The organism is Candidatus Merdisoma sp. JLR.KK006 (assembly GCF_036941035.1).
Lineage (GTDB): Bacteria > Bacillota > Clostridia > Lachnospirales > Lachnospiraceae > Laedolimicola.
Map to the genome: position 1 here is coordinate 19,278 of NZ_JAYMNS010000009.1, position 13,612 is coordinate 32,889.

Annotated in this window: 14 protein-coding genes and 1 pseudogene; 11 read left to right on the plus strand and 4 right to left on the minus strand. The window is 41.3% G+C overall.

Annotated features, from left to right (window positions below; genetic code table 11):
- Positions 1-10 precede the first annotated feature (10 nt).
- Complete coding sequence (locus tag VSQ61_RS09245; protein ID WP_334344151.1) at positions 11-826, plus strand: N-acetylmuramoyl-L-alanine amidase; 816 nt, start codon at positions 11-13, stop codon at positions 824-826.
- A gap of 81 nt (positions 827-907) precedes the next feature.
- Here VSQ61_RS09245 and VSQ61_RS09250 read toward each other — a convergent pair whose 3' ends face one another.
- The 4 genes from VSQ61_RS09250 to VSQ61_RS09265 form a co-directional block, all read right to left on the minus strand.
- A complete protein-coding gene (locus VSQ61_RS09250) occupies positions 908-1,741 on the minus strand; it encodes a radical SAM protein (RefSeq protein ID WP_334344152.1) in 834 nt (277 codons plus the stop codon).
- Positions 1,742-2,416 (minus strand): DUF5680 domain-containing protein, encoded by a 675-nt coding sequence (locus tag VSQ61_RS09255; RefSeq protein WP_334344153.1) that lies wholly within the window; start codon positions 2,414-2,416, stop codon positions 1,742-1,744.
- A 120-nt stretch (positions 2,417-2,536) separates the two neighbouring features.
- Positions 2,537-3,331 (minus strand): SDR family NAD(P)-dependent oxidoreductase, encoded by a 795-nt coding sequence (locus VSQ61_RS09260; protein WP_334344154.1) that lies wholly within the window; start codon positions 3,329-3,331, stop codon positions 2,537-2,539.
- On the minus strand, positions 3,321-3,773 hold the full coding sequence (locus VSQ61_RS09265) for a MerR family transcriptional regulator (RefSeq protein WP_334344155.1): 453 nt from the start codon (positions 3,771-3,773) through the stop codon (positions 3,321-3,323). Before VSQ61_RS09265 ends, VSQ61_RS09260 begins: the two co-directional genes overlap by 11 nt.
- A gap of 598 nt (positions 3,774-4,371) precedes the next feature.
- Between VSQ61_RS09265 and VSQ61_RS09270 the strand changes: the two genes are divergently transcribed.
- From VSQ61_RS09270 to VSQ61_RS22925, 10 genes and pseudogenes are all read left to right on the plus strand, one after another.
- Positions 4,372-4,620 (plus strand): kinase, encoded by a 249-nt coding sequence (locus tag VSQ61_RS09270; RefSeq protein ID WP_334344156.1) that lies wholly within the window; start codon positions 4,372-4,374, stop codon positions 4,618-4,620.
- 71 nt (positions 4,621-4,691) lie between these two features.
- Positions 4,692-5,444: an AAA family ATPase gene (locus VSQ61_RS09275; RefSeq protein WP_334344157.1), complete on the plus strand. Its 753-nt coding sequence runs from the start codon at positions 4,692-4,694 to the stop codon at positions 5,442-5,444.
- 200 nt (positions 5,445-5,644) lie between these two features.
- Complete coding sequence (locus VSQ61_RS09280; RefSeq protein WP_334344158.1) at positions 5,645-6,814, plus strand: AAA family ATPase; 1,170 nt, start codon at positions 5,645-5,647, stop codon at positions 6,812-6,814.
- A 2-nt stretch (positions 6,815-6,816) separates the two neighbouring features.
- Positions 6,817-7,347 (plus strand): hypothetical protein, encoded by a 531-nt coding sequence (locus VSQ61_RS09285; RefSeq protein WP_334344159.1) that lies wholly within the window; start codon positions 6,817-6,819, stop codon positions 7,345-7,347.
- Between the two features lie 123 nt (positions 7,348-7,470).
- Complete coding sequence (locus VSQ61_RS09290) at positions 7,471-8,586, plus strand: ATP-binding protein (RefSeq protein ID WP_334344160.1); 1,116 nt, start codon at positions 7,471-7,473, stop codon at positions 8,584-8,586.
- The gene (locus VSQ61_RS09295) at positions 8,547-11,009 is read left to right on the plus strand and encodes a DUF5682 family protein (protein WP_334344161.1); all 2,463 of its coding nucleotides are present in this window, start codon (positions 8,547-8,549) and stop codon (positions 11,007-11,009) included. The genes VSQ61_RS09290 and VSQ61_RS09295 overlap by 40 nt, the downstream gene beginning before the upstream one ends.
- Positions 11,010-11,043: 34 nt before the next feature.
- Entirely contained in the window at positions 11,044-12,084 is a 1,041-nt protein-coding gene (locus VSQ61_RS09300; RefSeq protein WP_334344162.1) for a virulence RhuM family protein, read from the plus strand.
- Between the two features lie 236 nt (positions 12,085-12,320).
- Positions 12,321-12,619: pseudogene (gene rhuM / locus VSQ61_RS09305) on the plus strand (RhuM family protein); the annotation flags it as partial.
- A gap of 308 nt (positions 12,620-12,927) precedes the next feature.
- Entirely contained in the window at positions 12,928-13,215 is a 288-nt protein-coding gene (locus tag VSQ61_RS22920; protein ID WP_502877026.1) for a KilA-N domain-containing protein, read from the plus strand.
- A gap of 10 nt (positions 13,216-13,225) precedes the next feature.
- Entirely contained in the window at positions 13,226-13,489 is a 264-nt protein-coding gene (locus tag VSQ61_RS22925) for a hypothetical protein (RefSeq protein WP_502877027.1), read from the plus strand.
- Positions 13,490-13,612: the final 123 nt, after the last annotated feature.

The following is a 13,612-nucleotide window of genomic DNA, read 5'->3' on the forward strand; positions in this document are numbered from 1 at the left end:
AAATGCGGCAATGAACAGGAAACAATACCAAAAGAGGAAAAAACTCAGAAAGAGAAAGATGAAGCGGCTTATGATTGCGTATCTGCTGAGGGCAATCGTCATACTGATACCAATTATAATGATGATACTTATGGTTTGCGGATGTCTTTACATATACGAGAGATTTACAAAGGAAGATGAAAAGGTAAATAAATACATGGATATATACACAGGTAGAAACGCAGGCAGCGATGTTGCTCCTGTTGCTTCAACAGAGAATAATGCCCCGGGGTTTTGTGTTGTCGTGGATGCAGGGCATGGAGGAAGTGACGGAGGTACTGTCAGCGGCAAGGCAGTAGAAAAGGATATTAACCTTTCCGTTGCATTGAAGCTGAAAGCTATTCTGGAGGATGACAATATAGAAGTTATTCTGACCAGAAGCTCCGATGAAAATATAAGCCTTGCAGAGCGTACTTCCGTTGCAAATGACTCCAATGCAGATTTTTTTATCAGTCTTCATTGCAATTATTATGAGAAGGGTGCCCAGATAGCTGGTTTGGAATGTTATTACAACAATTCAAATGCGACAGAAAGCAAAGGATATGCAGAAAGTATCATCAACGCAGTTTCGCTAAGTGAGGATATTGAAACGAGGTACGCAAAAACAGAGGGCTATTATGTTTTGCGAAACACGCAAATGCCCGCTGTTTTGGTAGAAATGGGATTTCTCTCAAATTATTCTGAGAGTCAAAAGCTGCTGGATGACGATTATCAGGAAAGTTTGGCACAGAGAATTGCAGAAGGAATTTCCAATGAAATAAAGAGAGGATATCATACTTTTTCTTAGAGGGTAATTAAGGTACAGCAATACAACCCATCGAACATCGTTTTTTTATTCAATGGACGTATTTGCTTTCTCATAATTTATCTATTGATTATTTAATTTCTCCTTAACAAGTTTTTCATGGTAAAAGTAATTGACATAATTTAATCCCAGTTCATCACAATACGTGTTGAGCAAATCAGCCAACGTATTCCAATATGCACTATCTTTATTTAAATAAATTGCTTCATATTTTTCTTTTAAGTCTGGATAGTGTGTATTGATATAAGAGAGGATACTGCTTTTGTATGCCCCTCTAAGATTCAGATTTTCAAACCAATATTCACATACATTCTCCTTTGTACCATCAATGATGTCTTTCCATTCTGTGATATACGGAAAAATAGGAGACATAAACAAAACCGTATGGATACCCACATTATGTAATTTCTCTATCGCATGAAGCCTGTCCTTTATGGAACTGCCTTTATCCATATCCGCCCTAAAATTGTCATCTAAAGTGTTGATTGAAAATGCCGCTTTGAGATTGGACATCCTTTTCAATAATTCTATATCCCGCAAAATAAGCGTTGATTTTGTTGAAATTGTAAGTTGGCAATCTGCATTCACAAGCTGTTCTAATATCTTTCTTGTGATGCCGTATTTCTCCTCATAAGAATTATAACAATCTGTTACAGACGACATAAAAACAGATTTTCCCTTTAATCTCTTTAGGTTAATAGGTTTTTCACACTGCTTAATGTCTATAAATTTCCCCCATTCTTCCTTATGCCCTGTAAATCTTTTCATAAATCTTGCATAGCAGTATTTACAAGCATGAGTACAGCCGACATAGGGATTTATCACATAATCACTTGCTGGTAAATTTGATTTCGTTAAATAGTCCTTCGTATTTATTTTTTGTTCTATAATATCCATCTATTGAATCACGCCTCCATGAAAATAACATTCATAAATTTTTTCATCCAAATAAAAAATATCTTCGTACCCTTGAAACCAAACAAATTCACCATCTACTTTACAATGATAATGGTAATCGCCTTTTGTATACATTTGTGGTCCCCGATAAGGGAATTTTTCCGTAACCTGCAACAAAACTTCTTTCAAAAAGCCATTGTTAAAATTACCCCCTATAATCCGACCAGTATAATTCATGCACCAAATAGGATTATCATAGTACCATACCGCTTCTTCACCAGTAAATTTTTCTCCGCCTAAATATGTATCATAATATTTATACTCATTTTCTGCATAACAAAAATCACTGGATTTCATTCTGGAAGATTGTACTTTATTTTCATTGACTGGATATGTATTCTTTTTTGCCGAAACCAAAAAGGAAACAACTTTATTGAGGTCAATGTCCGCACTCTTGCATAATAAAATGTTGCACTCATCATCATCTTTCACTATTCTGTCAATGGTTACGCCATATAATTCGCTTAATAATATCAAGCCATTCAATTCTGGAATTGCCTGTCCGTTTTCCCATTTGCTTACAGTCTGCCTTGCTATCCCAATCTTATCTGCCAGTTGCTCTTGGGAATAACCATTCTTCTTCCTTAGCATTTGTAATTTTTCTTCTAAATTCATATATATCACCTCTAAAATAACATTATATATGTTTTTCTATGGAAAGCCACCACGGGAAGCAGGCAATTATGCCACCCTTAATATGCAAGAGTGAATTTTCTGCTGAATCTTGTCTTTCATTTAACCTGCTTGACGTTGTTTTCCTAACATCATCTTACTAATATAATCAACGAATCTATTTGGTAGGATGTAAGATGACATAACGAGTATCTTATTGTAAATTCCTGCCACGACTATCGTTTTTCTTTTCATAACAGCTTTATAAGCTATATCAGCAACCCGTTCTGGCGACATAACAAACAATTTAAATAATAAAGTATCTTCCATGCCTGCTTTAGCGGCAAATTCTGTTTTTGTAGAACCTGGGCATAGAGTTGTGATTGTTACGCCAGTGCCTTTGAGTTCTGAACTAATTCCTTTTGACACAGATAAAATATATGATTTCGTTGCCGCATATACGGCATCATAGGGACATGATATATAAGAACCTGTTGAACCAATATTTAAAATCTTTCCCTGCTTTTTATCTACCATTGAGGGCAGGAATAATTTCATCATATCTGTTACAAAAAACATATGTAAGTACATCATATCATGCTCTTTTTTCCTGCTTGTTTTAATAAAACTTCCAAACTCATTAAAACCCGCATTATTAACAAGCACATCAATTTTCAGATTCAATTCCTGTACCCTGCGGAATACATATTCAGCGGCTTCTGGCTTTTCTAGCCCATAAGCAATGAAAACTGATTTTATGCGGAAAGTCTGCGACAGATGATTTGATAATTCTTTCAATTTATCCTTATTTTTTGCTACCAAAATCAAGTTGTAACCTTGCTGTGCAAATTTGACAGACAGAGCCTTTCCTATTCCGCTTGTACAGCCTGTTATCAAAGCTGTTTTATTATTTTTCATATGCAATCCCTCCGAGAAGTTCTTTGAAATGTTCCCATTCCATGAGATAATCCATACACTTTTGAGATTCAGTATTTTTATCATTTAAAACTTCGTCATAAAATTCAATCTTCTTTTTTATCAGCAATAATAAATCTTGGTATGCCTTTATCTTCCCTATAATAAAAGCTTCATGCTCAACTAAAATATTTTTTCGCTCTGGTATAGAGTTTTCCCCACCATGTTTAAGTAGAGAAATATATTGTTTTATTTTGCACATCGGCATATCTGTATCCCGTAAACAACGGATTAAAAATATCCATTCAATATCCGATTCAGAATAAATCCGTCTATTCATTTCATCCCGTTCAATTTGGGGTAACAGACCTTCCCTCTCATAATAAAATAATGTGTCTTTCGTAATCCCTAGTTTTTGCGCTGCCTCATTTGTTGTATAGTTCATATGGGCACCTCCTCAAATAAAAATAAACTATGGTGTACGCTCCATGTCAATATATAAGTACAAATTTATCTGTTGGAAATTTAGAAAGGCGGCATTTTCAGCCGCCAACCTGTAATGGGCGTATGGAACGTAATACAGTCACTGGGCGAAAAAGTGTGTGAAGAAGAGGCACAACTGGTGGAAGAACATAAAAAGGGTCATTAGGACGTGAAGCATGGCTTGAGATACAGCCTGTGTGCAGCATGAAAAATCTGTATGAAAAGAGTTGCTTTAGATTGTGCTTGTGAATATTCATATATGGTTTTTGTTGATATATGGCATTTATGCGCTTATAATGTTGGTGGGAGATTTAAGGAAATACGGGGAGTGATTATTTACTCTTTGTAGAAGATAAGGTATCAAACCCATTTGGTGTATTAAAAAATTGGTATTTCCTGTTAACTTCTATAGAAGAACAGAGAAGAATTGTGGCAAAGATAGACGAATTAATGAGTGCTATCAGTAGATAGTTAATTTACCAAATAGAGAATGGATTGCAGTAAATAAATCGAAAAACAAAGTGAGTAAATAAGCGATGAAATTCATGCAGGGAGGAACCATGGAACAGGCAGCACATTTAAAACGGGTATTAGCATTTATACAGGAACGGGGATGGGAGTATACCTACAGTGAGGAAGACGGCTGTGGGAGTATTGACTTTGATTACCGGGGTGTCCCCTATCACATCTGGGAGTTTGAGGATGGGGAACGGGGCGTGGAGACGAATCTCAGAAGCGGCGGACGGCAGGAGGAACTGTTGGGAGATTATGAGACAGAGCTTCTTGAGCTGATGAAAGACTGGCATTAAAGCAGAGATTTTACGAAAGCCGTATTGCTGACTGAGCATTTACAGAATAGGGACAGGCTATGGAGGACAACATGAACGGCAGTCTTTTTGTAAACGGATTAACCATTGATTGGAATCAGATAGATCCCGATTCCTATCTGCATGAGATAGAGGCTTTACATGGAGTTAATTCCATAAGCTTTGAAAAACCGGTTACGTTTTTTGTGGGAGAGAACGGAACAGGGAAATCTACTTTGCTGGAGGCCATCGCATCGGCCTACGGCATGAATCCGGAGGGAGGGAGCAGGGACTTTCGGTTCTCCACCAGAGATACCCATTCGGCTCTGTACGAGGGGATGGTTCTGAAAAAGGGTTATCGGCGGCCAAAGGATAATTTCTTTCTTCGTGCCGAGAGCTTTTACAATGTGGCTACCCAGGTGGAGGAATACCGGGACGGGGATGAGCCGGAGATTTATTACCGGCGGTACGGCGGCCGATCCCTCCACGAGCAGTCCCATGGGGAAAGTTTCCTGGCTCTGATGCAGAACCGCTTTCAGGGACAGGGCTTCTATCTCCTGGACGAGCCGGAAGCGGCTCTTTCCCCGCAGCGGCAGCTAACCCTGCTTATCTGTATGCATCGTCTGGCAGAAGCGGGTAGTCAGTTTCTCATTGCCACTCACTCGCCCATTCTCCTGGGACTTCCGGAAGCAGCGATTCTCTCCTTTGATGAGGGAGCTCTGCATCCCATAGAATATGAAGAGACAGAGAGTTACCAGGTGACGGAGATGTTTCTCAACCATAGGGAGTACCTTTTGAAACGGCTGTTGGATGAGACGGTGTGCTGACCACTTATAAATGTAGAGTGATGGATTCTTAAAAGTACTTTAGATAATTTGGACAGAGAGCTGCCTTTCTGCCTGCATTACTGCTTCAGCTGCACAGTAATGATTGAAAAATATAAAAACGAGATATACGTGAATAAATGTTGAATATCTCCAAAATATTGGATATAATATAAAATAAAAACGTATTTTTGGAGGAAAATATGAAAATTTTGAGAGTGAGGTTTGAGGGACTGCCACATTTTAAGGAGCTGCTGGATATTAATTTTTTTGCACAGCAGCGGGTAGATGAAGATGATAAGGGTCAGCTTTGTCATGTCTTTTCCAATATTTATGTAAATAAAGTGCTTTCCTTTATTGGAATTAATGCGTCCGGAAAAACCACTATATTGAAAGCACTTTCTTTTGAAATAAATCTGCTGAATAATACACCGATTAATTCGATTGATTCAAGAGAGATATTGACAGATTTGAAAGAAAATCAAACGGTAACGATTACTGCGTTTTTTTATAAAGATTTTTTTGTAAATAAGCTGATAACAACGATTGTGAAAAAGGTGAATGAGGTAGACGGGAGTGAAAAGTTCATAATCACAGATGAAAAGCTATGGTCAAAAGAGATTAAAAAGGTTAAAACAAAAAAGAGCCTGTTTGAGTTTGAAGAAAAGGATTTAAAGGTCAAAAGGGATCAAAAAGAACAGTATTTATCAGATGATATCAGTATTATCATTGCAGAGAATAAAAATAATCATTCAGATTCTTTTCTGTTTGATATGTCGTCATTGACAAACCATAATATGCTGAATGTCCTGGGAAGATTCCCTGAGGAGCTATTAACATTTCTGGATCCAAGTATTGAATATCTCAAATGCAAGCTAAGCGGAAAAAAGGCAGATATCCAGTTGAAGTTTCATAATAAAAAGGAGATTATTTTAAATAATCCCAGAGTCCTGGAAAATTATCTTTCTTCCGGAACGATAAAAGGCTTAAGTGTCTTTATGAGTGCTGTATTTACGTTTTGCGAGGGGGGATATTTGATTCTTGATGAGATAGAAAATCATTTTAATGAGGAGATTGTCTTTACTCTTGTACGTTTTTTCATGGATAAGAAAGTGAATAAAAAGGGTGGAGTGCTTGTGTTTTCCACACATTATTCAGAACTTTTAGATGAGTTTGACAGAAATGACGGTATTTACATTGTTCGGAACAGAGGTGGAATTACGGCAGAGAATTTAGCCAATATTTTGAAACGAAATGACATTAAAAAGAGTGAAGCTTATGACAGCGGCTTTTTAGAGGGAACGGTTCCTGTGTATGAAGCATATATTGCTCTGAAAAAGGTGCTGACCAGTATAGAAATACAGGAGGATTAGGAATGGCAAAATATACAGCCTGTATTTGTGAGGGCAGTGCCGAAAGGGCAATTTTAGATCTGCTGCTGGATCATGGCGAGCTGATTTTTGAGAGAGAGGATTTAATTGAAGAGGAAGTGCTGAGATGCAGAAAAGGGGCAGAGTTTGAGCAAAGATATTTAAGAAAAGGATTTGCAGAAAAAATTACAGTTTATCGTATATTAGATTCACATACCGAAGAATTTAAATTGAGCAAGCTGTATAAGCATAAGGTGGATGTAGTCAATGTGATAACAGCACCGGAAATTGAAATGCTTATTATATTTGCCGAGGGAAAATATAAAGAGTACGAAAGAGAAAAAAGGAAAAACCGGCAATTAAAGCCGAGTACATATTGTAAGACGAATTTGAAGCATAAAAGTGTTAAAAATTATGACTTTGTAAAAGAATATTTTTCCGATATCAGCCGCTTGAAAAGTGCTTTGCATGAATATCAGAGAGTATCAAAAGTGCGGTCGAATGAACGGACACTCTGGAGTCTACTGCGGAACTGAAACAGCAGTATCCCGTCAGTGCACAGAAGAATTTATGGGCACATGTTCCTGTGAACGTAAATTCTTCTATATAAGGGTGTGCTGACAAGATACTGTGGAACTTATAGTAGGAGGACATAAGAAGTGGAACAAAAAACAGCAATCAAACCGCCCGTTGAGGTGCGTTACCGGGAAGAACTTGAAGCCCTGGCGGCTCTGGATACAGGCAGACGGCCTGTGAACTGGAAGCTGTCCCCAAAGGCTGTGCGGACTTTCATTCTTGGAAGCAGGGAACCGCTGCATTATCAGGGTCATGAGATTACCATCCGAAAAAAATATCTGGGAAATGATGCCTTGGTGGAACGCTGCATCATCACTCTGGCGGGAAACCGGGGCCTGATGCTGGTGGGAGAGCCGGGAACGGCCAAGACCATGCTTTCGGAGCTTCTGTCTGCGGCGATCAGCGGAAACAGCACCAACACCATTCAGGGAACGGCGGGAACTACGGAAGACATGATCAAATATAGCTGGAACTATGCCCTGCTGCTTGCCAAAGGCCCTGTCCGGGAGGCCCTTGTTCCCTCACCCCTCTATGTGGGCATGGAGCAGGGAATCCTCACCCGTTTTGAGGAAATCACCCGCACACCGGCGGAGATTCAGGACAGCCTGATCAGTGTCTTAAGCGACAAGGTGCTGAATGTGCCGGAGCTGGGAGAAGAGGGGCTTTTATTTGCCCGGTCAGGCTTCAATGTGATCGGAACGGCCAATACCAGGGACAAGGGTGTCAATGAGATGAGCAGTGCCCTGAAGCGGCGGTTTAACTTTGAAACGGTCCTCCCCATTCGGGATGCGGCCCTGGAAAAGCAGATTATCTTAAACGAGGTTTCGGATCTGGCAAGGGAGAATCAGATTGAGATGGAGCCGGACGAGGATGTGGCGGAGCTTCTGGCTTCCACCTACCACGAGCTTCGGGAGGGCGTTTCTTCTCTGGGACACCGGATCGACCGTCCCTCGGCGGTCATGAGTACGGCGGAAGCGGTATCCGTCTACTATCAGACCATGATGACGGCTTACTATTACGGAGATTCCCGCATGGATATGGGCTGCCTGGTTCAGAATCTGGTGGGAGCCGTGCAGAAAGAAAATAAAGAGGATCTGGAAAAGCTGAAAAGTTATTTTCAGACTGTGATTCGTGATAAAGGAGGAAAAGAGGGCGGCTTATGGAGCAGCTATTACGAAGCGAGGAAGTACCTGCGGTAACAGGGGATCAGGGGGTGGAGATTCCCTCGGAGCTTTTGTACAATGTGGAGCATTCCGTCCTCTATTTTCCGGTTCGCCATCACAGTCCGGCCTGCTCCTTTCATTTGGAGAAAGCGGCGGAGGATTATAAGCCGGATCTCATTTTGATTGAGGGACCGGAAAACGCCGGGAATTTGATATCCGTACTGCTTCATGAGGATACGAAACCGCCCCTGGCACTGTATTATGCTTACCGGGATCGGGCAGGGCTGGTGACGGAAAAGAAAGGGGATTACAAATGCTATTACCCATTTCTTGATTGTTCTCCTGAACTGACGGCACTTCGGCAGGCGAAAGACAACGGGATTCCGGCCCGGTTTATCGATCTGTCCTACGGAGAGATTCTGATTGGAACTGCGTCAGGAAAGGGTATCCGCAGGGAGGGGAACAAGCAGACGTATAATGATGATTATCTTCTGAGCCGGAGCCGCTATCTGGCCCTGCTCTGTGAAAAGACAGGTCTTCGGGATTTTGAGGAGTTGTGGGAAAAGTATTTTGAGATCCAGGGGCTTACGGAAGCAACGGCGGACTTTATGCGGCAGATGCTTACGTATTGCATTTTATCCCGAAAGAATACGCCGGAGGAAGAATTGGAGGAGGACGGAACGATTCTTCGGGAACGGTATATGGCAAAGCAGATTGCAGAGGCATCAAAAACCTATAAAAAGATTCTGGTGGTCACCGGGGGATTTCACAGCTATGGCTTGTGGGAACTGCTGTCTAAGGAGCAGGACGGAACTTATGCCTTTACAGGAAAGCCGGTGAAGCTTCACAAGGAGGCGGACGGGCAGCAGGAGGTATATCCCATGGCCTATTCCATGGAAGCGGCGGATGCCCTGAACGGCTATGCCAGCGGAATGCAGTCTCCGGGCTTTTATCAGCGGGTTTGGAAGAATCTAAAGGAACGGGAATCGGCGGCAGGGGCTTATGAGGATGCGGTGCTACATTTTCTGGCATCGTCAGGGAGACAGGCCCGGAGAAAGGAAGAGAGTGTTTCTTCCTATGATGAGATCTGTGCTTTTTCCATGGCCAGGGGTCTGGCGGCTCTTCGGGGGAAGCGGGAGCCGGGACTCTATGAGCTTAAGGACAGTGCCCGTTCTTCTTTTGTAAAAGGAGAATTGAATCTGTCTACGGACGGTGCCCTGCGGGTGCTTAAGGAGCTTGTGACAGGGACCCAGGTTGGACGGCTTTGCAAGGATGCCGCAAGGCCGCCCTTGCTGTCGGATTTTGAGGAACATTGCAGGAGTTTTGGGCTGAAGCTTCACTCTACCCTGGAGCAGACGGTCACCCTGGAAATCTTTAAAAAGGAAAAGCATCTTCGGATGAGCCGCTTTTTTTACCAGGCGGAATTTTTGGACTGCAGCTTTGCAAAGCGGAAAAAGGGGGCGGATCTGGTGAAAAGGCAGGATCAGAACCGCATTCGGGAGATCTGGACCTATAAATGGTCGGAGCAGGTGACGGCTGCCCTGATCGATGCGTCCATATCCGGGGGAACTTGTGAAGAAGCGGCCCGTTCTCTTCTTAAGAGTCGGTTTGGAGAGAGTACCGGCTGCAGGGAGGCAGCGGAGCTTCTGGTAAAAGGATTTCTCATGGGGTTGTCAGAGGAACAGGCCGAAATGAGTGTTCATCTGGCGGAGGTATTGGCGGCGGACGGGGATTTCTTTTCTCTTACGAAAGGATTTTCTCATATGCTGATGCTGTTGGAGCTTCAGGATCTGTACCAGGTTCGGGATGCACTTCATTTGGACCAGGTGACAGAGCAGTGTTTTCAGAAAATTATTCAGCTTCTGCCCTCCATGGGGCAGGTGGGGGAGGAACGGCAGCAGGAATGCATGGAGAGCCTGCGGCTTCTTTACCAGGCGGCAGGGAGAAACAATGCCAATGAGCGAAAGCCTGTTTTGATGGAGGCCCTTAAGGGGCTTCTTGGACGTGGTTCGGTTAATCCCGGAGTGGAGGGAACGGTCCTGGGGCTTCTCTATGGGTATGAGGGAGGCTTTGGCAGGCAGATTACCGAGACGGCCAGGGGCTACATACAGGGAAGCGGGGAAATGCTGTCTAAGAGTGCGGCTTTTCTTCGGGGGCTGTTTTTTACGGCAAGGGATTTTGTCTTTGTAAGCGGGGAGTTTTTGAACCTGATTGATGAGCTTTTAGGGCGGCTCTCCGGTGAGGAATTTCTGCGGCTTTTGCCGGAGCTTCGCATGGCTTTCGGATATTTTACGCCTTTGGAGACGGATCGCATTGCCGGGCGGGCGGCGGCACTTCATGGGAGGAAGAAACGGGATCTACTGACAGAGAGACGGGTGAGCCCGGAGGAATTTGCTTATGGGGAGGCGTTAGATGCTTATGCGGGGGAGAGGATACTTTCGGTGGGAAAATTGAAATGAAAAATGTGAAGATAAAATAACTTTGGGGGAGAAGATGGGAAAAAAGAAAGATGAAGTAACCATTCATAGTTCAGCAGCTGAGTACTTGACGTATGTTGCGGCTGTTGGAGGTACGGATGAAAGTATGGAAATGCGTTATGAAGATGAAAATATATGGCTGACACAGAAAATGATGGCACAGCTTTATGATGTGAGCTTGCCAACAATAAATGAACATATTAAAAAAATATATGGGGATAGTGAGCTTGCTGAATCGGCAACTATTCGGAAATTCCGAATAGTTCAAACTGAGGGGGCAAGGCAGGTGAGCCGTGAGCTTGTCCATTATAATTTACAAATGATTATTGCAGTCGGGTTTAAGGTAAATAATGAACGTGCAGTCCGTTTTCGCAAATGGTCAGGACAGATTGTTAAGGATTATACAATTCAGGGTTGGACAATGGATAAGGAACGTTTAAAAAGAGGACATATGTTTACGGATGAATATTTTGAACGGCAGTTACAGAATATTCGAGAAATACGTCTTTCTGAGCGTAAATTTTATCAAAAAGTCACGGATCTTTATGCCACAGCTTTTGACTATGATAAAGACGCTGAAACTACGAAGCGTTTTTTCCAGACAGTACAGAACAAAATGCATTGGGCCGTTCATAGGCATACAGCGGCAGAACTTATTGTTGAGAGAGCGAATGCGGAAAAAGAACATATGGGATTGATTACCTGGGAAGCGGCACCAAATGGAAAAATTATAAAAGCAGATGTTTCAATTGCTAAAAATTATTTGAGTGATGAAGAGATGTCCTATATGGAAAGAATTGTTTCTTTGTATCTTGATTATGCAGAATTGCAGGCCGAACGACAAATTCCTATGAGTATGGAAGATTGGGCGAAGCGATTGGATGGTTTCCTTGAATTTAATGGAAATGAGATACTCACAGGTGCAGGTAAAATCAGTGCGGAGCAGGCGAAACTCTATGCAGAGACAGAATTTGAAAAGTATCGTACTGTACAAGACAGAATATTTATGTCTGATTATGATAAGTTTTTGGTTGAATTGGAAGAAAAATCAAAGTAGATTTATAGAGTTAAAATAGAGGGAGATACCATTAATTATGCAATTTTGTGGGGATATGTTCTGTTTGGTACTCATGTGGAAGTTGTGAGTTTACTTTCAAAACTTAGGTCTGATCAACATATCGAGGTAGAACGTCACATGGATGAGATGGAGTATTTTCGTATGATTTGTTAATTTCATGTCCAAGTGACGTTGCACAATTTAGAAGCGGGGTGTATGCGTGAATAATCGAAAATATGCAGGGCAGAAATCGAATATTATTATATATAACAGAAGATGGTCTGGCAAAAATCGAAGCCACTTTTGATGAAGATACTGTATGGTTATCTACTGATCAGATGGCTGAATTATTCCAAAGAGATAAATCAATGATTTCAAGACATATAAAAAATGTTTTTTCTGAAGTGTTATTATTTCTACGGGTTATCGTGTAAAATCCAAGCGTGGTACACAGTTCAGAATCTGGGCAACAAATATTTTAAAAGAATATATGAGGAAAGGATTTGCATTGGATGATGAACGTTTGAAGAATTTATGGGTCTTACTATGTTTGTGGGGAACTTGTATAGAAAAATGGGTATGTCATGATTTCTTTGCACAATATTGCAATGGCTGATTCCATTTGCTGGATTTTGCATGTGATGAAAAAATATTGGGGTTGTATAAAAAGGTGTGTAGAAGATATTTATATGTTTATCCAAGTTGTGTTGCATTTTATTATAGAAGCATATCGGGAAATGTGGGAGAGTGAAACTGAGGATTCTGAACTATCATTAAATGAGACAGAAATTATATAAATTTGACATGCTTTTGAATGTGTTATATCTCTAAGGAGGGGATGGTATGACCAAAATTATAAAAGAAACGATTCACGCCAAAGGGATTGATATTGGCATTTACACAACAAACTTTGAAAATGAATTTATCTCATTAACAGATATTGCAAAGTATCGAAATGAAGATGACCCGAGATTCGTAATTCAAAACTGGATGCGGAATCGGAATACAATAGAATTTTTGTCTGTTTGGGAGGAATTGCATAATCCTGATTTTAACCGTGTGCAATTCGAGGCGGTTAAAAATGAGGCTGGGTTAAATCGTTTTGTGATGACACCTGACATATGCCCATAGTGATATTGCCATGTCTTTTGCAACATGGATTCCTCCGGAATTAACGGCTGCACAGATAGCCTGCACTTATGCCAACGAAGCAGATATGTTGAATGTGGTTTTGTTTGGAAAAACGGCAAAACAATGGAAAGATGAAAACCCAAAAGCTAAAGGAAATATGCGGGATGTGGCAACGTTGAATCAATTACTTGTACTTGCAAATCTGGAAAGCTACAATGTGGTTTTGATTAATCAGGGAAAGAAGCAGAAAGAGAGAATGGAGTTGCTTCGGTAATTGGCAGTGCAGCAGTTACGAACTTTGGAAACGATAAGCTTAAACAATTTGCCGAAATTAGGTATAAACATAAGGGGATAGCGGCAGCCTTTAGCAAGCTGTGTGCATGTCTGAAAAACATAG

Excerpts from the sequence above, each read along its gene's own strand:
- VSQ61_RS09245 (WP_334344151.1), top strand. The coding sequence starts at position 11 with ATGAACAGGAAACAATACCAAAAGAGGAAAAAACTCAGAAAGAGAAAG.
- VSQ61_RS09250 (WP_334344152.1), bottom strand. The coding sequence starts at position 1,741 with ATGGATATTATAGAACAAAAAATAAATACGAAGGACTATTTAACGAAA.
- VSQ61_RS09255 (WP_334344153.1), bottom strand. The coding sequence starts at position 2,416 with ATGAATTTAGAAGAAAAATTACAAATGCTAAGGAAGAAGAATGGTTAT.
- VSQ61_RS09260 (WP_334344154.1), bottom strand. The coding sequence starts at position 3,331 with ATGAAAAATAATAAAACAGCTTTGATAACAGGCTGTACAAGCGGAATA.
- VSQ61_RS09265 (WP_334344155.1), bottom strand. The coding sequence starts at position 3,773 with ATGAACTATACAACAAATGAGGCAGCGCAAAAACTAGGGATTACGAAA.
- VSQ61_RS09270 (WP_334344156.1), top strand. The coding sequence starts at position 4,372 with ATGGAACAGGCAGCACATTTAAAACGGGTATTAGCATTTATACAGGAA.
- VSQ61_RS09275 (WP_334344157.1), top strand. The coding sequence starts at position 4,692 with ATGAACGGCAGTCTTTTTGTAAACGGATTAACCATTGATTGGAATCAG.
- VSQ61_RS09280 (WP_334344158.1), top strand. The coding sequence starts at position 5,645 with ATGAAAATTTTGAGAGTGAGGTTTGAGGGACTGCCACATTTTAAGGAG.
- VSQ61_RS09285 (WP_334344159.1), top strand. The coding sequence starts at position 6,817 with ATGGCAAAATATACAGCCTGTATTTGTGAGGGCAGTGCCGAAAGGGCA.
- VSQ61_RS09295 (WP_334344161.1), top strand. The coding sequence starts at position 8,547 with ATGGAGCAGCTATTACGAAGCGAGGAAGTACCTGCGGTAACAGGGGAT.
- VSQ61_RS09300 (WP_334344162.1), top strand. The coding sequence starts at position 11,044 with ATGGGAAAAAAGAAAGATGAAGTAACCATTCATAGTTCAGCAGCTGAG.
- VSQ61_RS22920 (WP_502877026.1), top strand. The coding sequence starts at position 12,928 with ATGACCAAAATTATAAAAGAAACGATTCACGCCAAAGGGATTGATATT.
- VSQ61_RS22925 (WP_502877027.1), top strand. The coding sequence starts at position 13,226 with ATGTCTTTTGCAACATGGATTCCTCCGGAATTAACGGCTGCACAGATA.